Source organism: Acanthopleuribacter pedis, assembly GCF_017377855.1.
GTDB lineage: Bacteria > Acidobacteriota > Holophagae > Acanthopleuribacterales > Acanthopleuribacteraceae > Acanthopleuribacter > Acanthopleuribacter pedis.
In genome coordinates this window covers 38,328-57,304 of the sequence record NZ_JAFREP010000008.1, presented here as the reverse complement: position 1 = coordinate 57,304, position 18,977 = coordinate 38,328, and the positions used below count along the sequence as shown (strand labels likewise).

Genomic DNA, 18,977 nt, shown 5'->3' with positions numbered 1-18,977 from the left:
GCGGCTCCGGCTTAAATCTCAGCCAAGTGCCGCTCCAGGGCGTCCTGCCAACCCGGCATGCTGTGTTTGGTAAGCGCCTCGAACTTGCCGTTGTCCAGAATCGAATAAGCGGGTCGCTTGACCACGCTTTGGAAGGCCGCCGCCGAAATCGGTTCCAGCGCGGCGGGCAACTGCTTGCGTTCAAAAATGACCTTGGCGAAATCGAACCAGGTCGTTTGGCCGGATTGGTTGATGTGGAAAATGCCTTTCCCCGCGGCCGCCAGCAAACGGTCGATCCCCACGGCGAGATCGTAGGTATAGGTGGGGCACACGATTTCGTCGTTAACGACGGTGACTTTGTCCCGTTCGGTACCCAGACGAATCATGGCATTAATAAAGTTGCCGCCTTTGGCACGGGTCGGCACCTTGCCGTAAAGCCCGCAGCTCCGCACCACCGACCAATCCTCGCCGTAAGCGGCCAGGGCCTGTTCGCCCGCCAGCTTGGAAATCGCGTAAATGCTGAGCGGGGCCGGGAGATCGTCCTCGCGGTAGGGCTGCCCCTTGGTGCCGTCGAACACGTAATCGGTACTGATGTGGCACAGGTGAATCTTGTGTTCAGCACAGGCTTGGGCCAAGTTGCGCACGCCGATCACGTTCACCTCAAAGGCGGCGGCATACTCGGTTTCGCAGTCGGGCACGCGGTGGAAGGCGGCGGTGTTAACCACCGCTTTAACACCGCTTTGGGCCAACCAATCACGGGTCGCTTCCAAATCAACGATGTCAAAATCTTTGTGATAAGCCGCCACCGGTTGCTTCAAAACGCGCATGAGGTCGGAGCCGAGCGCGCCGTTGGCGCCGATCACCGCGACCGGATGTGGATAAACCGCTTGTTTCTGTTGTGCCATCTGGGTCACTCCCCGTGGTAGCCCCGGCGCGGTCCTAGCAGAACCGTCTCGCCTCGCGGGCCGGTAAATTGAATCTTCGATGCCTCAGGTTTTAGCATTCTCAAGGGGCGACGTCACCCCCTTTCCGGTTAAAGCGGCGCGGTGATACGGTCCCAAAGCGCGAAAAGCCTTTAATTGTGATATGGTTAAGGCAAAGCACCCAGGCCCATACCATGTTATTCCGCTGCCATATTCCCCACGAATCCGACACGGCTCCCAATTGGGAACCCTTGCGGCAGTGCGTCGCCCTGGCCCACGTGTTCGCGGCACGCGGTTACCGCGTCGCCTTCGCGGTCCACCGCGGCACCTTTGACCGTGCCAAGGCGGTGTTGGGCGAAGCGGCGACCCTGTACCGTGTCCCCCAGCAACCGGACCAAGAATTACCGCGCCTCAGTTTCCTGCGCCGCACCCACAACCACCACATCTGCGTGGTCGCCATGCCCAAGGCCGACGCGGCGTATACCTTCGGGGTGCAGCGTCAGTTCCCCTTCACCGTGGTTCTCGGCGCCGATCCCCGCGCCAACTGCTACGGCAAACTGTTGGTGAATCCCCACGTGGAGATGCCGAGCACCGCGTTCCAGTGCAGCGCCGAATCGAAATTGCTGCTGGGCCCGCGATTCTACATCAGAGACCCGAACGAGCCACCGCCCGGGGAAAACGGGGTCCCCCGCCATTTAATGTTGGTGATCGGCGACGACGAACCGCTGCTCGATAAATTGTTGGCCGTGCGCCGCCACTTGCCGGCGGCGCTCCCGGTCACCGTGGTCGGCTACCGCAACCCGGACGTGCGCCGCAAATGCGCGGCCTTTGCGGTGGGCCACCCCCACCTGCCGCTGCACTACCTCACGCTGAAACAGGCGGCCGAGTTCCCGTTCTCTCCCGAAAACTTCTACCTGGTCGATCCCGCCACGACCTACTTGGACTTGGCCCAGCGCGGGATGGCGATGATGACGGTGGCGGGCGACACCCAAAAACTGAACCGCTGCTACATGCTGGAACAACTGGGCGTGGCCCCGACATTGGGCTGGTTCAGCACCAAAAAAGAGGCGGAGATGGCGGCGACAATCAGCGCGCGCCTGCGCGACACGGCGGCCCTGAACAAGCAACGCGGCCAGGCCCAAAAGGTGGTCGACGGCCGCGGCGCGGAACGCATCGCCCACTTTGTCCCCAGCGAGGTCGAGCTCGGCGGCAAAACCCCGGCGCTCAACGAAGCAAGCGACCTCGCCGATTAGCCCGCACTGCTCACCAGAAGCACTGACCCGACGATTAAACAACTACGATTAATTAGGTTACTTGGTTGCACCGTTGCAAAACAACGGTGAGACAGCCTCGACGTAGCGCTGCTACGGCGAAGGCGGCTCGACCGAGTAACACGGAAGGCCGCCCCCTCGGAATCGCATCGGTTACCCCGTAGCAGAATTCCTTGTGAGCAATGCGGGCTAGGCGCCGGCCGCTGCCTTGGCCTCCGCCCGCTCTTTGAGGCGGTCTTTGTAGGCCAAGATCGGTGCCTCGACGAATTTAAAACTCACCTCGGCAATCACCCAGGTGACCACCAAACACATCGTGAAGCGCAGCACCGATTGGTTAAACAGCGATTCCGGCAAGCCGCGGCTCATCGCCTCGCGCACGAACATGTGGTACAGGTACATCCCGTAACTCACCAAACCAATGCGCTTAAACACAAACATCTTCATGGAACCATCGAGCAGGTGGTCCTCGCGAATCACACAGCTCAGCAGGAGCAAGGTCATCAGCATTTGGGCGATCAAACGCGGGAACCCGGAAATGTCCTCAAAGGGTATGTTGAGCAGAACCAACAACAACCCGCAATAAACCAGGGGCATCGCGCGGTGCTGCACCATGGGCGCCAGCTTGGCGAAGCTTTCGCGGTAATGGCAGATATGGGCCACAAGAACCCCGAAACAGATCGGGGTGAAGGTCGCCTGCAGCACTTCCAACTCGGCCGTCCCCAGCAAGGATTCGAAAAACGCATCAAACACGCCGAAATTCACCAACTGGTTCACAAAAATGAACAACACAATGGCGGGGATCGCCAGCTTGCGCAGGAACTTTTCAATGGGTGGATACACCAAATAAAATTGTTCCTCACATGCCAAGGACCAGGCCACCGCGAACACGGCCACGTGGGTCCAGTTCGAGGTGTAGGTCAAATAAAAGGGGAGCTCGCGCCAAAAGGCGTTGGCCATGTCGGAACCCGGCCGCACGAACAAAAACAAGGCGGCCAAACCGGCCATGATGGCGTAGTAAATAGGGAAAATCCGCAGCGTCCGCCGAATGTAAAAACCCTTTAGCGAGATATCACCGGTGCGGTCCCGCTCGCGCAGCAGCAAGGTCACAATTAAAAAGCCGCTGATCACAAAAAACATGTCAACGCCGAGGAAACCAACCCGCAACATGGGAATGGTGCCGTCGACGATGTCGCCGCCGGTATGGTGCCAAATTACGGCGATAATGCTCAGCGCACGAAAACCATCCAAGGATCCGAAATAACGTTTCTTGGCAAAATCATCAAACAGGCCGGCTGCTGCGGTCATAGCGAAGGTTCCTTTTATTTCAGGGTTTGACAACGCTAGATCATACCCGATCTACGTGGGATGGTCCGCACTTAGATTGAAGCCGCATCAGGCGCTCCGGCTTCTACTCGGCGGCAGGATCCCAGATGAGAAGTGCGGGCTAAAAACGGAGGCCGAGGTCGAAACGAAACTCGCGCGGGCTTTGGTAACCGGCGGAGGAATTCGCCTGACCGAAATTCGGACTCCGAACCCAATGAACGCCCTCAACGGGCGTTTCGTTAAACACGTTGAAGGCATTGGTAATATTGACGGTACGGTTTATGCCGTTCGGATTGACCAAGGCGTCTTGATTGAAGATGTTAAAGATATCAATCCGCACAAACAGGTCGACTTTGCCCAGGGGTAAGTCGTAGTTGACAGCGAGATCGGTTTGCAGCAAAGCGTCCGTCTCATGGGTCCCAATCGGCTCCAGGAAATAATTGCGGCGGATGAAATCAACATTTTGATAACCCGGATTCTCGGGGAAACCAAAAGACCGATCACCAAGCGTCACTTGCGCGGAACTCCCGTAAGGACGCGCCGATTGAACCTGTTGCAGCAGGCTAAGGTTGAGCAAACCACCCGCGACGGGACGGTTGTAACTCAGCCAAAACTTGAGGTTGTGGCGCAGGTCACCGCTCATTGAAGCAATCGGCTGGAATTCAGGAACCACATATTCCGGGTAGGTGGTGAGCCCGTCCGGGGGGACGGCACCGCTGGTGGTTTCCTGCTCCTGGTTCCCAATCAGTTGGCTCCAGGTGTAAGAAGCCCCCGATTGAACCTGCTCGGCCAACGGCCAACTCATCTGAAGCTGAATCGCGTCGTAATCACGCTGGTAAAAACCGGGATCGTTATCGATCAAGGTAATGTCGCTTTCACCGTTTGCCGTTCGTCCCAAGTCAAGGTTAATGAAGGTGGCGTAATAATCCTCGAAGGTCCTGTTCAGGTAATCGATCTTGACGTAACGGCGGGCATCACGCGAAAGGGTATAACCCAAGCGCCATTCCCGCGAGCTGGGCGACTTCAAATCGTCGGCCACACGCAACCCCGCGGCGTTAACCCTTGAAACAGAAGTGGGTTGCACGGAGATTGGGTTGGTAGGATCGGGACCGATGTGTTCGTCGATCCAGGCATAAACCTCATCCAGCGAGGTGGTCGTCGGCCCCGTGTAGGTATAACGGAAGCTCGAAAGTTGGCCGCCGGCCGCACCACTGTTGGCGACATCCGACAAACGCGCCACATAATTGGCGTAACTCGCCTCCACCTGGTGCTTGTTTTCGCCTTGTTGCCATTGGTATCGCGCCGAAACACGGGGACTCAATGCATCGTCTTTGCTAACGGTGGTACCATCGTTGTCTTTGGCGCGGTTGGCGTCGTAACGCAGGCCCAGATTCAATTGCCAATAATCGTTGAGCACCCATTCGTCGTTAACATACCAGGACTGAATTTCGAAGTCCGTCCCCAGTGCCGGCGTTTCTACAAACGAGTACTGCAGGGTTGCAGGGCGGAGGAAGGGCAAGGGGTAGGCGGGCGCGACCACCGGGATGGGGTTGCCGTCTGCATCCCAGTCGCTAATCCCAATGAACAGCCAGCCGGTGGCGGTTTCGGTGTTATCACTGGTGCGCGAATCGGCAAAGTGCTGATACCCAAAAGAAAGGTTGTGAATGCCCGTGGTTTGCGGCAACCACAAGTAGCCGGCCTTAAAACGGAAGGCGCGGTTGTCGCGTTCATCCGGTCGGTCGCCGACCAAAAAGGGCGCGTTCACCAGACCAAAACCACCCAACTGATCGATGAACGGCGTGACCGCCGCGCGCCGGCTGGGATCACTGATGGGAAATTCGCTGTACGCTCCGGCGATTTCGCTTTGTTTATCAGAAAAGACGGCTTCAAATGCCAGTGCATCTGAAACCTGGAAACGGTAGTTCAGGCTAAGCAACGATTCTTCGGTGCGCAAAGAGTCAAGCAAGGCACTTTCGTGAATGGGTCGAAAGGGCGCATCGAACCCATTCTCCTGCTCATCCTCCCGTTTCATGTAGGAAAGCGTGGCGTTGTGGCGTTCGCTAAAGGCGGCGGTCAGCTTGACCTCGTACCGTTCATCCGTGAGGTCGGCGTCTTGAGAACGGGTGCCGGGCGGGTCGGAAGCGGGCGGAATCCCCAACATTTGGCGGAGCAGCGGATCCAACCCCATGGGGCCGGGGAGCTCGATATCCTCGTTATTGCGCTCGTTGCGCGCCGCAACAAAAAACCAAAGGCGATCCTTGAGAATCGGTCCACCCACAACCGCGCTGGCGAGGTCGCTTAAATCGTCCTCGCGTTCAAAACCGGTTTCTTTCTGGAACGGGGTACGGGCCCGCCAGTCGTCGTTAAAAAACTGGAACCGCAGGGTTCCTTCAAAATCATTGCCGCCCGAGCGGGTCACCGCATTGACGACCCCGCCGGAGAAGTAGCCAAACTCAGCGGAGACGGAACCACTCAGCACGGTGAGTTCCTGTAGCGCATCTTCAATCAGTAGGTTGGTGGCACGGCCGGAAACATTGTCAAAATTGGCAACCGATCCGTTCACCAGGTAGAGGTTGTCAAAGGAAGGCCCGCCGCTAATGGTAAGTCGCTCATCGGGGGCGAAGTTGGTGGTGCCGGGGGCCAATAACGCAATGCCGTCCAAGCCGCGCGCCTGGGGTAATTTGTCGATGAAATCGTTGGTGTAATTGGCGGTGACCTGGGTGGTGGTCACGGTCGCGGCGACATCGGCGCGAACCTCGATGGTTTCTTGGCTGGGGGCCGGCTCCATCACCAACTCAAGTTGAAATACTTGGCTTAAGCCGATGACGATCTCGTGTTGGCTGGTTTTCATGCCCTCGGCGGCGGCCGTGATGGTGTAGTTACCCGCGGGTAAGAAGGCAAAGCGGTACACGCCGCCCCGTCTTGAGGTTGTGTTGCGCACGCCTTGCAAATTGGGTGATTCGGCCCGCACCTGAACGCCCGGCAGCGGGCTGCCGTCTGCCAACCGCGTTGTGCCGATCAAGGTGCCCGTGGTTTGTGCGGCACAGGCACCCGCCCACAACCAAAGCAGTGTCGCGCCGATACAAATGCGGGTCCCCAGGTTGCGGAAGTACACGTCACTCATTCCTTTCCAAAAACCGGTTGTTGTTGGGATGCAGACGCAAAAAACAGCCGCCTGCCGCCAACTTCCCCGCTGTTTTTGGATTTCATCAGGCAAACAGATTCCCAATTATCTCTGGGTTTAACAACTTGAGTCATTCTAAAACCAGTACTTATCCGTGGCAATAAGCTTTTTGACCAATTTGACATAAGTTGCGACAGAACGGAGCCGGCGCCGTACACAAGATTTTTGATACATGTCACGGGTTCAACTCCAGAAAAGCGCGGTTTTCGCCGCGGCGGTAAAGGTTAACGGAAATCGAAAACGGCTTAAGCGACCATGGCCGTGAAGAACCACTCGAAAACATGGACCCTTGCGTCGCTCCGCCATTTTCGCCCTCTTGCTACCAAAATCGTTTTTCCGTGGGTTTATAAGCCTAGCCCGCATTTCTCACCAGAAATTCTGCTACGAAGCCGAAAGCCATGCGATTACGAGGGGACGGCCATCCGCCTTACTTGGTCGAGTCGCCTTCGCCTAAGCTGCTACGCCGAATGGTCGGCCCCGCGAATGGTCGGCCCCGCGAATGGTCGGCCCCGCGAATGGTCGGCCCCGCGAAAGGTCGGACCCCTGCGCCGCCTCTCGGTCGTAATCTTCGTTCTCACAAGGCTTTCAGCTTCTCGCGACGAATCCTTGTGAGAAATGCGGGCTAATTATTGTCTCGGTCGTCCGGCAAAATCTGTTAAGTTCCGACCCACCGATAGCCCAAACAATGATTACCGTGACAAAGGGGGCGACCCGCACGATGGCTGTTGCCCAACCGGACCCGGCTTCTCCATTGAGGGAAAATACCCCAAACCACGCTTCGCCCCATCGCAACCACCGCTAAAGCGCGTAAGCCGCCTCCGGCTCGGGTTTGGGGCTATCCGGGACGCCACAAACGAGGGGGATGGTGATGGTAAAGGTGGAACCCCGCCCTTTTTTGCTTTCGACCTCGATGGTGCCGTTCATCAGGCGGCAAAAGTGGTTACAGATATGCAAACCCAATCCCGTACCGCCGTACTGATTGTGGTCGACCATTTGCGCGAAGGCACGGAACAGCTTTTGGGTTTGTTCTTCGCTCATACCGATGCCGGTATCCTCCACCTCGAACGCCATGTGGTGGTTTTTTTGGCGTACGCGGAACCAAATCGTGCCTTGGTCGGTGAATTTATTGGCGTTGGTCAACAGGTTCAGCAACATGCTCTGGACCTTGGCTTGATCGCCGTGAATCGCGCCCAAGGGTTGCGACCCGGTATCCACAATCAGTTGGTTGCCGGTTTTCTCCAGCAAAGCTTGCATCTGAGACGTGGTGTTTTCGATGATTTTTTCCACCTGGAACCATTCGCAATACAACTCGGAGCGGCCCGACTCGATGCGGGTCAACTCAAGGATGTTGTTAACCAAGGTAAGCTGGTACAGCGCCGCCGCGCGGATTTTGGCCAGGTCCGCACCCATTTGGTTCAGATCCAGCTCCTCCGGGGTGAGTTCCGCGATGTCCTCTTCGATGAGTTCACTGTACCCGATGATGTGGTTCAGCGGGGTGCGCAGCTCGTGGCTCATGTGGGCCAGAAAGGCACTTTTGGTTTGGTTGGCGTCCACCGCCAGCCGTTCGGATTGGGTGAGCAGCTCGACCTTGGCGCGCTGACGTTCGCGCAAGCGGAAATAGTGGATCGCCGAGGCCGGTACGGCGATGCCGAGCAGGATCAGCACCGATTTGAGCCACCAACTTTGGTGGAACGGCGGCCGAACCTCGAAATCGAAGCGCAGTGCTTCGTTGACCCAAGTCCCCTCGTGGCCGGCGCCGAACAGTTCGAAACGGTAGCGGCCCGGTGATACATCTTGAAAGGTCGCCGAGGCACGGGGATCGCCGGTCTGCCAATTCTCGGTTTGATCGATCACGGCCTCGGTTTCTTGGCGCGTGAGCCGGTAGCGGTAGCGATTGCGTTCCGGCTGGGTGTAATCAAATGCTGAAAAGTAAATGGTCATGACGTTGTCATAGCGGTCCATGACCATTTCAAGCCGACCGTTGGGTTGGTGATGGGGGTTGATCGGACTCCCCATGGCGTCCACGGCGGTGATCATCATCGGCGGTTCAAATTGGTAGGCTTCGATCCGGTCGGGAAAAAAGAGGTTGGCCCCGTCGACCCCGCCGAAAACCATTTCCCCCCAAGCGGTTTGATGGTAGGCACCGCGTGAGAACACCTCGCTCTGAAGCCCGTCAAAGGTATCGTAGTTGAGGAAGGTTTCGTCGTTCAGACGGAAATGGCTCAGGCCGCGCGAGGTACTGAGCCAAAGATTCCCCTTGTAGTCCTCCAAAATGCCCCAAACGGTGTAACCCGCCAGCCCCGAACGGGTCTCGAACCGCTGCACCGCACCGTCGGCAAGGTTTAATTTGCTTAAGCCACCGCCGTAAATACCCAACCAAAGGTGGGACGCCTTGGGCAGCAGACAAAGCACTTCATTGGAAGGAAGGGTGTTGACTTCATTGGGGTTGCTCTGGAAAAAACGGGTCGCGGCAAATCGGTCCGGGTCCATTTGGATCACGCCCTGGGTACCTGTTGCCAGCCAGGCACGGCCCACATCGTCAAAGGCAATTTGGTTGATGTCGGCCTGTTGCAAGGGGCCCTCGGCGTGCCGGAACACACCCTTTTCATAGACCGACAGGCCGCGCGGGGTGCCGATCCACATCTGCTCGCGGTGGGCGGTGAGCACGTTGATTTCTTCGTGGACGGGGCCCGCCGAGGACTGGTCCGGCCGGACCGCAAAGGTCTCAAACACCCCGAACTCACCCATGCGGTTCAACCCGCTTTTGGTACCGACCCACAAGAAGCCATTGTGATCGTGAGCCAGGGACAACACCTCGTTGTGGCTCAGGGTCGTGGGGTTGTTTTCATCTCTGACCAGGTGTTCGAAGCTTTGGCTGTCGCGGTTGTATCGGGTCAAACCACCCGTTTCCATACCGAACCAAATATGGCCGCCGTCATCGCTGTCGATGGCATTCACCAAGCCGGGTTTCAAGCTGTCGGCCTGCCCTTCCCGGTGAATGAGTTTGCGGAATTTCGACGGTTTGAGATTGAGTTTGGCCACCCCGCCCCGGCGCGTGGCGACCCATAAGTTGCCGGACAAATCCTCAAACAAATGGCGCACGTCGTTGCCACTGATGGTAAACAGCAGGCGTGGGTTTTGGCGGTAATTGGTAAAGCGGTTTTCTTCCTCGTGAAAGCGGTACAGGCCGCCCAGTTGCGTCCCGACCCAGATGTTGGCGCCGCGATCTTCAAGCACGGTGTTAATTTGGTCGGCGACCTCGGGCCGTTCCCCGCCGGGTTTGAGCGGGTAATAATCACAGGCCTTGGTGGCGGGGTTGTAACGCAACAAGCCCTGACTGGTCCCGATCCACCAATGGTGGCTTTGGTCGAGAAACAGCGTTCGGACCTGGCTGTTTCCCAGGTCAAAGGGTGCGCAGGGCAACCGCGGCGGCGGCAAAACGGTGTAATGCGCCGCATCCAGAATGCGCACGCCCCGATCCGTGGCCAGCCAGAGTTGACCGCGCCGGTTGGGGACAATGTGCCAGATCCGCTGTTGGTCCGCATCCTCGGCGAAAACGGGAATCGGGAAAAACTGCTTGAGATTCTTATCGAAGCGAACCAAACCTGCACGCCGGGTCCCGATCCATAAATCATTGCCGCGGGTGTTGTGCAGGCATTGCACAAAATCGTCGGGAAGGGTACCCGGCCGGTTTGGGTCATGTTGGAAATGGGTAAAGCTGCCGCTTCTTGGGTCGAAGTAATTAAGCCCACCACCCCAAGTTGCCAACCACAACCCACCGCGTAAGTCGCCACGCACCATGCTGATGTTGCTGCTGGACAAACTGTTGGGCCTGCGTGGGTCACTTAAAAAATGTTCGAAGCGGTAACCATCGTAACGGTTGAGGCCGTTTTGCGTGCAAAACCACAAAAAGCCTTTCCGATCTTGGTAGATATGAAAGACGGTGTTGTCCGAGAGACCGTCTTTGCTGTTGAGGCTGTAGAAACGCGGTGTGCGTTCCGCGCCCAAACAAATCATCGCAAGACCGGCCGTCAAAAGGCCGCCCGCCCATCCTTTCACCCAACCAACCCAAAACCTAACCGTGCTGTGTCTCAAGGAGATGTTCCTCTGTCCGAGATTGACAACCCTGCGCGCTCTTTCTTGTCGGCAGGTCAGGCCGTCACACAAGCGCTTGCAAGTGGAAGATAAAGCGTAAAAGGAGCAAAAGGTAGGTCAAATTAAACAAGACGTCATAAAAGTAAGTTAACGACGGCCAGGTTAGGTAGAAGGGTTAGGTAAATATAACCGGGCGTCACCGAGAAGATGAGCATGCATACCCAAAAAGCGCCGCAAACAGATTGCGGCGCTTTTTGGTAATTTGATCGTGGGTGATGCGCTGGTTTAGCTGCCGCTGCCGGTGATACCAAACAAAGACACGAAGATAGGGAACTGATAGCCCTGGCGGCAGATCCACACCAAAATCGGGTCTTTTTGCAGGTAGTCGGTTTCGATTTTCTCGGCGGAACCACGACCACCGGGCATCCGGAACGGATCCTCATCTTCGAAGAACTTGGGTTCGAAGGTGAGGAAGTCGAAGGAACCGGCGATCATTAATTGATCGTTGACCATATAACCCTCGGGAGTCAATGCAACCGAACCGAGGCGGGCGGCGTTGCTGACAATGAAGGTCTGCGAACTTTCGGTAAACACGAACAAACTCTTCAACTCGTCAAAAGCACCGTTGTATTGATTTTTGAACATGGGCAGTTCAAGAACCTCGGCCTGAGCGATTTTCTCAGAGGTGCGTTTTTTGAAGCCGGCGGCGGCGTAGTTGATGTCGTTGGTGAGTTTGGAAGCCATTTTGATGGCGGCATTGTAGTCTTCGGTCGCGGCGGGCCACGTCGTCGCATAGATCTGCCACTGATCGTCTTTGGCTTTGATTTGAATGATCGGTCGACTGTAGGTGTTGAGGATAAAGGTTTCGTAATCCTTGATTTGGGCTACTTGGGCGGCGCCGTTGGCGGTAGCCTTGTCGACCACGGTCGGGGGCGACTTCCACGCGATGGATTCTTTGATCCAACCTTTAACGGCGTGTTTGCCGTCGGCGACTTGGATACCTGCTTCTTGTGCGAACTTTTTAATGTCTTCTTCGCGCATGATGGCGATGTTGGTGGTAGAAGCCAGCCAGGTTTCAACGTCGGGAAAAAGGGGCTGGTTCAAGTGATCGCACATGCTGATGAGTTCGGCCTGGGGAAGGGTTTTTCCGGCCCATTTGCCGCTGCCTCGAATGGCGGTGTGCATGCCGTCGAGGGTTTTATAAACGAGTGGTAGAGAGCCGGAGCCGTCGTAAAAAGAGAGAACAAACAAAAGGGTTAGCGTACTCACGCTGGAACCTCCGTGATCAGGTCCTGGGGGTGATGAACCATCCTGGTCGTTGTGCAAGAACGATTGAGAAGCATAGGAAGGAGTGGGGCGACTCCGAAAACAACAAGAAAAGGGCACCGGTGAATGATGGGGCTTACCGGGTCCATGCAACTCGCTGAAATAAAAGGATAGAAGGGAAATTAGTACCGCATAGCCAAAGGATTAAATTCAGATATGCAGGTTATTATACGAGGATCAAGCAAAGATGTCACCGTCGGTTTTTTTCTGACCGCGTGATCTAGCTTACATTTTGCCCAGAAAGACAAAAGGACGAATTGAGAATTGTTGAAGCAGGACTATTTTTGCGCATTCGGAGACGCATAGACGCGGAATCGGTACGATATGGGCGTATTCCGCGGGCCATAGAAAGCGAGTGAGCAGTCAAATTGTCAGCAATTATTCTGCTGATCCACTTATTTATGTCTCGGTTGTAGAGGAGAAGTTCATTATGCGTCAGTCCGTCTTTTGCTGCAAGCCCTTCTTTTTGGGTTGCTTGATACCGCCGGCGAACGGGAGGGAAAGGACGCTTGACGCACGGCTACCGCGGGTCGGCGGCGGTTGCGCCCCATGTCACAGAAGCTGGACAGGCCATGGCGGCCCACTGTTGACGGGCGTCCTCGACAGGCAGGTCGGGGAATCGGGCTGCTTCGCCCCGCCCCGGCTAGGTTCCCATACCCCAGGTGCCGGCGGTTGTCGCGGGGGCCGCGGGCCGGGTCTCGCGCAAAGGCAGAAGCCGTGCTGATCGATTTCATCAATTTCAGTTAAAATAGAGCGATCCTCGTTGAACAAGGAAGGAAGGTGCATGGTAGATTCAAAAGAAACCGAATCATTTATTAATGCGTTCTGGGATAGCGACATTGTCCCCACCCTGATCGAGTACATCAAAATCCCCAACAAGTCCCCGGCCTTTGACCCCGACTGGGAAGCCAACGGCCACATGGAAGAAGCCTATCAACTGGCGAAGAAATGGATCGAGGACCACCCCATTGAGGGCATGATCCTCCACGAGGGCCGCCTACCGGGGCGCACCCCGTTGCTGCTGCTTGATATTCCCGGCGATACCGACAACACCATTTTGCTTTACGGCCACCTCGACAAGCAGCCGGAAATGACCGGCTGGCGCGAGGGGCTCGGCCCCTGGATCCCCGTCATGGAGGAGGGCAAGCTCTACGGTCGCGGCGGGGCCGACGACGGTTACGCGCTCTTCGCTTCCATGGCCGCATTAATGGCCGCCCGTCGCCAAGGTGTCAAGCTGCCGCGCGCGGTGGTGATGATCGAGTTTTCGGAAGAGTCCGGCTCGCCTGATTTGCCCGCCTACGTCGACCACTTCGCCAAGGAAATCGGAGAAGTCGACTTGGTTGTCTGTCTCGATTCCGGCGCCGGCAACTACGACCAACTGTGGAGCACCACCTCGCTGCGTGGTTTGGTCGGCGGAACGGTCCGTGTCGATGTCCTCAATGAAGGGGTTCACTCCGGCGACGCCTCCGGCGTGGTCGCGTCCTCGTTCCGCGTTTTGCGGCAGCTCTTCGCACGGCTCGAGGATGCCGAAACGGGCAAAGTCCTGCCGGAAGAACTTCAGGCGGAAATCCCGGCGCAACGGATGGACCAGGCCCGCCAAGTCGCCGCCGAGCTCGGCGAGGAAGTTTATACCAAGTTTCCTTTTGTCGACGGCATGCAACCCATGAGCGACGACACGGTCACCTGCATCCTCAACCGCACCTGGCGCGCGGCGCTGTCGTACACCGGCTTGGACGGCATGCCGTCAACCCAAGCGGGCGGCAATGTCTTGCGGCCCTACACCACGTGGAAACTGTCACTGCGGCTGCCGCCCACGCTGAACGGGGAGGAAGCACAAAAAGCAGTGGAACGCATTCTTTCCGAGAACCCGCCCTACAACGCCAAGGTCACCTGTCACTTCGAGGAATCGGCGACAGGCTGGAACGCGCCGCCCCTGGCGGATTGGCTGGGCGAGGCTTTGGACGAGGTTTCCCAAACCTTTTACGGCAAACCCGCGCTGCACATGGGCGAGGGCGGTTCCATCCCCTTCATGGGCATGCTCGGTGAGAAGTTCCCCAAGGCCCAGTTCGTGGTAACCGGGGTGCTTGGTCCCAACAGCAACGCCCACGGCCCTAATGAATTCCTGCATGTCCCTTATGCGAAAAAGCTTACCTGCTGTGTCGCCCACATTTTGGCGATTCATGCTAAGGTAAGAGGCTAATTTTCAATGGCCGGCGGCCTTGGTTCGCCGGCCTTTTCTATCTGGACCATGGGATTTGACGGGAATTCGTCAGCAAGAATCACGCGGTTCAGATTCACCGTGGCAAGCGCCGAATTTGGTTGCGTTTGCCCGCCGGGAAGTCCATCACCGCGGTTCCGTTTCGCTGCACCAACCGCCACAACCCCATGGCCGGCCAGGCTTCACGCCGGCCGTTGGTGGTTTGTTCGTGGCCCCTCAGGCAGCAAAACCCCGCCCGTTCGCCAATGAGGAAAAGAGACCGATGACCAATCGATCCAAACCAACCGTCTCCGTGGAAGTGGTGGTACTTGCGCGCAGTGGGTTGGGCATGAAACTTTTGGTGGCGCGCCGCGCCTACCTCCCCTACGCCGGTGAATTGGCGTTGCCTGGTGGTTTTGTCGAACCTTTTGAGTTGCCCCTACACGCCGCGCTGCGCGAACTTGAGCGCGAAACCGGCCTCACCCTATCGGGCGTCGACGCCGTGCCGCTCTCCTTACGCGCCCGCAAGGGACGGGACCCGCGCGGCTGGACCATGAGCCAACCCTACCTGTTTTGGGTCGATGCCGAACCCACGGTTCGCGGCTCGGATCCAGCGAGCGAAACCTTTTGGGTACCCCTTGCCCAACTACCGAGCTTGGTTTTTGATCACGGCGCCATTTTGTGTGAGGCGCTGGGTCGCTTTTGGCAAATCATGCCGGAAGGGGTGCCGGCGCTGCGCAACGTGCGTGCCTTCGGCGTGCCCGAATACCTGCCGGCCCAACCCATTTTCTACGGCGGCACCTTTAACCCCTGGCACAAAGGCCACCACAACTGTGTCGCCATGTGTCCGATGCCGGCCGACGTTTTGGTTGTACCCGACACCAATCCTTTTAAGTCAGGCCCCGCCGAACGCTGTTATTGGTCCCTATACCGCGACCTGTACCGTCGCGTCCACGACCTAGGCGCCCACGTTTACCCCGGCTTTTGCGGTCGCGAGCAAGCCAATCCCACCGCGCGCTGGTTGCCCTACGTCAACCGTGACGACAAGGCGCTGCTCATGGGCGAAGACACCATGGCCGACATGCCCAATTGGATGGACGCCGTCAAGGTGGTTCAAGCCGTCAGCAAGATCATCGCGGTGCCGCGCCGCGTGCCCGCGGATCAAATCCGCAATGCCTGCCGCTGGCTTGAGGATAACGGCTGTGACATCGTACGCCTCGGCGACCACCCCTATCGCGACGTCTCCTCAACCCAAATCCGCGGTGGACGCGGTTGACACGGGCAAGCCGCGCACCTCATTCACCACGAACGGTTACAAGGAATGCGGGCTAGCGGAACTCCAAACCGTAGGCCATCACCTCGAGCAATTTATCCCAAGAGACCCCGAGCTTTTCGGCCAAACAATATTCCTCATAGAGGTTCGTTTTGAAATAGAAGGGATCGTCCGTATTCAGTGTCACCGGAACCCCCAGCTCGAGGAAGGTCATCAGCGGGTGCAGACTCAGATCCGGCATCACGCCCGTGAATAGATTGGAAGACAAACACACATCCACGGCGACCTGACGATCTCGTAATTCACGGCACAGTGCCAAATCATCGGCGGCGGCACAACCGTGGGCAATGCGATGCAGGTCGGTGTTCTCCAGCAGGGTGCGAATGTTGTCGGTGCCGTCGACCTCGCCCACGTGAGCCACCAGTTGGAGCCCCGCTTTCTGGGCTTGTTCAAACAGCGGTAGGAATTCGTCCATGGCCAAATCGGGACGCCCGCCACCGACGGAGAAACCGGAAAGCCAAGCGCGCTGATCGGCCAGCACCAACTCAAGGGTTTTGTTCATGAAGGGGTAACCCAAATTGAGGACCGTGTCGAGAATGAAACTGACGCGAAGCTTGGGAAACTGTCGCAAGCCGGCCTCAATTCCCTCGTGGATATCGACCAGGTCGCGGTGCAGTTTTTGGACATAAACACCGGGCGAATAAAGAACCTCGGCATAAATGACGCCCTGCCTTTCGAATTCGGCGCACAGGTCTTCGGTCACCTTTTGGAAATGCTCCTTGGTCTTGAGCAAGCGGTAGCCGAGCATAAATTGCTCGATGAATTGCTCGAAATTGCCCGGCACCAACCGGCGCTCCAAGGCTTGCGGGGCAAGGCCGTTCCATGGATGGTCCGGTTTTTCGCCGGCAAGCGCAAGGGCGCGGTTCACGGAAAATGAACCCTCGAGATGGACATGAAGTTCGGCTTTCGCGACTTGGCGAAACGTTTCAAAATGCATAGATCCCCCAATAGTTGGCACGACGGCGGTTCAGCGCGCTTAAGGACCGGGCCACAAAACGCCCGGCAGACGATAAACGGCGCCGTTCAGAACCAACACTTGATGGTCGCGGGCAAAGGCAAACAAAGGAAAGTAACGGTGCAAGGGTTGCGTAAGGGCAACGGCCAAATGACGGCGAACCCCTTGCCAACGACCGGTAATAAACAAAACGTGCTCATGACCATCATAAGCGATAAAACGCCATCTTTCGCGGGTAGGAACGGAAAAAACCGGGTTTGGATACAGACAAACCTGGGCCTGTCCGTCGGCCAAGCGGAAGGATGCCGATTCCGGGCCGTCCTCGCCGGGTTCGTGCCAACGGGCGCGCGGATGCGGGTGAAGCCGTAAGTGGTCGAGGGAAGCCGCCAGCGGCGGAGCCCATTGCCAGGGGTCCATCTGGATCGCGGCACCGGGATAACGGGTCCGAAAACGCTGCAAGCTAATGGTTTCAAAGCCATTGGTTTGTTGCAGAAGCGAAAACCAATCCAGCAAATCACGCAGGGGCAAATGGTTCTGGGCGAACACCAGGTCCAGCGAAAGGGTGCCGACCAGCGTCGCCCTCAAGGAGACGGCCAGCCGCCAGCGGTGTTGGTTCTGCCAAGCGCGTGCTTGTCCCGTGGACGGCGTGCCGGAAACGCGGCCGGAATCCAGGGTTAACCCCAACTGCACGTCGTCGCAGCCGGGGAAACCGGCGAACCAGGTTCGGGTCTGACGAATGAACCGTTTCAAGGTACGTGGGGGGGGTCGGTGGGCGCGGGTCGCCGCGACCGTTTCCCACAGCGGATCGCTGTCCTCCGAATGGAGGTACCGATGAACCTCGCGCCAGGTGCGCATGCCCTCGCAATCCGCGTCGCGATGCCAGGCCCAGCCGCGCTCACGGTGATCCATAACCCAGCGGCTCATCGATACCCCCGCAAGAGCAAGGAAGGCGTCGCCAGGCTCATCGGAACCGATTGATTGCGCTTGACACACCAGTGAACCACCGGGTCCACGGTGAAATCGCTGCCGACCCCGACGATACGCGCCAACAAATCTTTGACGGAAAAGGTCATGGAGGTCCAGTTGATGTAACCACGCGGTTGCCCGTACTCCATATAAAAGGTCGGGCCGAACAGGAGTTTGACGCGGTCGCTGTCGGGCAGCCAGTTGCCGCTCTGCACCCAACACACGTAATAAGCGCGGGGGATGCCCTGCAGCCAGTCGAGCGGGTCGCCGGTGCCGGCCTTGACAACAAAATTGGAGGCGCGGATGAGCGGGAAATCGCGGTAGCTGGCGCGGCGCTGGACCCCGTTTTCAGCGGCGAGGTTACCCACCAAAATGCCGCGGTGAACCAAGGTGGTGGCGGTCGCCGGGCGACCGGTATCGTCGTGGCTCATGCTCCCGGCCATCTCGCCGAGATCGGGGCGATCCATCGCGGTCAAATCGTGGTGGGAAACCAGGGAACCGATGACATCCGCCAAGGGACTGCCCGCGAGGTACTCGGCCTCCAAGGTGTGGCCCAAGGCCTCGTGTAACATGGTCCCGCAGTAGGGTGAAAAAATAAGCGGCAGGGCGGGCTCTAAAGCTTTGACCGCCGGCAACACGCGCGGCCAATCTTCCCAAGGGCCGCGGCGAAACACGGCTTGTCCCTGCCGGCTGCTGCCAAAGGCGGTGTCCCAGCTCCCACCGTGTTTGAGCCGCCCCCAAAAACCCTGGAACTGTTGGCGGTAATCGGTGACGCCGGCGACCTGACGACGACGGAGCAGCACGCGGGCGTGAACTTCGGTGGCGGGCGAGGATAAGGCGCGTAATTGGACCAGCAACCGACTGAGCCAGCGTTCGGCTTGATGGACCAACCCAGCCGCGACGCCCCGCGAAACGGCGTCCTGCAGGCGGCGGCGGCCTTGCACCCGGTAACAGGCGTCGCCGGCGCGGCGGGTCATGGTCCACTGGGGCTGCGACGGCGTCCCGGTAAGCACCAGGCTACATTGTTGTTCGGACATGACGTGTGCGCGATCAAGCGACATGTTTCGGGTCCCTTCATCATTCAGGCGAATGGGCTGTCTTGCGGATGACGCCGCTGAGACCTTCTCTTGCACGGGTGCCCTGGTCGGCATCCCCGCGGTCGTTTCAGCACCACAGGACGCTTCCCGGCAAAAAAGCAGGCTGAGGTGTGCCCATCATAGTGGAAGCATTCAACAGCGTCCACCACGGAGCAGGCCACGCAACCCAAGCCTCCCCAAAACCCTAACCCGCATTTCTCACAAGCCGTTCTGCCGCGGGGCAACCGACGCGATTACGAGGATTTGCCTTCCGCGGGGCGGCCATCCGCATTTCTCAGTCGCGCAATACGCGCAGGTCGGCCCCGCGAAGGACGTGCTCACCGCACCC

General features: G+C 58.0%; 11 protein-coding genes. 3 read left to right on the top strand and 8 right to left on the bottom strand.

Annotated elements, in window-relative coordinates:
• Nucleotides 1-11 precede the first annotated feature (11 nt).
• Nucleotides 12-884 carry a dTDP-4-dehydrorhamnose reductase gene (rfbD, locus tag J3U88_RS10960; protein WP_207858794.1) on the bottom strand — a complete coding sequence of 291 codons (873 nt, stop codon included), beginning with the start codon at nt 882-884 and terminating at the stop codon, nt 12-14.
• A 212-nt stretch (nt 885-1,096) separates the two neighbouring features.
• Here rfbD and J3U88_RS10955 point away from each other — a divergent pair, with 212 nt between their 5' ends.
• Nucleotides 1,097-2,155 carry a hypothetical protein gene (locus J3U88_RS10955; RefSeq protein WP_207858793.1) on the top strand — a complete coding sequence of 353 codons (1,059 nt, stop codon included), beginning with the start codon at nt 1,097-1,099 and terminating at the stop codon, nt 2,153-2,155.
• A gap of 207 nt (nt 2,156-2,362) precedes the next feature.
• Here the strand turns inward: J3U88_RS10955 and J3U88_RS10950 are convergent, their stop codons facing one another.
• The 4 genes from J3U88_RS10950 to J3U88_RS10935 form a co-directional block, all read right to left on the bottom strand.
• Nucleotides 2,363-3,478: an acyltransferase family protein gene (locus tag J3U88_RS10950; protein WP_207858792.1), complete on the bottom strand. Its 1,116-nt coding sequence runs from the start codon at nt 3,476-3,478 to the stop codon at nt 2,363-2,365.
• 139 nt (nt 3,479-3,617) lie between these two features.
• The gene (locus tag J3U88_RS10945) at nt 3,618-6,620 is read right to left on the bottom strand and encodes a TonB-dependent receptor (RefSeq protein ID WP_207858791.1); all 3,003 of its coding nucleotides are present in this window, start codon (nt 6,618-6,620) and stop codon (nt 3,618-3,620) included.
• Between the two features lie 858 nt (nt 6,621-7,478).
• The gene (locus J3U88_RS10940; RefSeq protein WP_207858790.1) at nt 7,479-10,715 is read right to left on the bottom strand and encodes a ligand-binding sensor domain-containing protein; all 3,237 of its coding nucleotides are present in this window, start codon (nt 10,713-10,715) and stop codon (nt 7,479-7,481) included.
• A gap of 345 nt (nt 10,716-11,060) precedes the next feature.
• On the bottom strand, nt 11,061-12,044 hold the full coding sequence (locus tag J3U88_RS10935) for a hypothetical protein (protein ID WP_207858789.1): 984 nt from the start codon (nt 12,042-12,044) through the stop codon (nt 11,061-11,063).
• An 841-nt stretch (nt 12,045-12,885) separates the two neighbouring features.
• On the opposite strand from J3U88_RS10935, the gene J3U88_RS10930 reads away from it, so the two are divergent.
• Nucleotides 12,886-14,301: a M20 family metallopeptidase gene (locus J3U88_RS10930; RefSeq protein WP_207858788.1), complete on the top strand. Its 1,416-nt coding sequence runs from the start codon at nt 12,886-12,888 to the stop codon at nt 14,299-14,301.
• Nucleotides 14,302-14,581: 280 nt separating this feature from the next.
• Complete coding sequence (locus tag J3U88_RS10925; RefSeq protein ID WP_207858787.1) at nt 14,582-15,574, top strand: NUDIX domain-containing protein; 993 nt, start codon at nt 14,582-14,584, stop codon at nt 15,572-15,574.
• Between the two features lie 52 nt (nt 15,575-15,626).
• Here the strand turns inward: J3U88_RS10925 and J3U88_RS10920 are convergent, their stop codons facing one another.
• From J3U88_RS10920 to J3U88_RS10910, 3 genes are read right to left on the bottom strand one after another with little or no spacing between them, the layout of a single operon-like run.
• Entirely contained in the window at nt 15,627-16,568 is a 942-nt protein-coding gene (locus J3U88_RS10920; RefSeq protein WP_207858786.1) for an adenosine deaminase family protein, read from the bottom strand.
• A gap of 39 nt (nt 16,569-16,607) precedes the next feature.
• Nucleotides 16,608-17,510, bottom strand: coding sequence for a hypothetical protein (locus J3U88_RS10915; protein ID WP_207858785.1), 903 nt, complete (start codon nt 17,508-17,510; stop codon nt 16,608-16,610).
• Complete coding sequence (locus tag J3U88_RS10910) at nt 17,507-18,613, bottom strand: metallopeptidase TldD-related protein (protein ID WP_207858784.1); 1,107 nt, start codon at nt 18,611-18,613, stop codon at nt 17,507-17,509. Before J3U88_RS10910 ends, J3U88_RS10915 begins: the two co-directional genes overlap by 4 nt.
• Nucleotides 18,614-18,977: the final 364 nt, after the last annotated feature.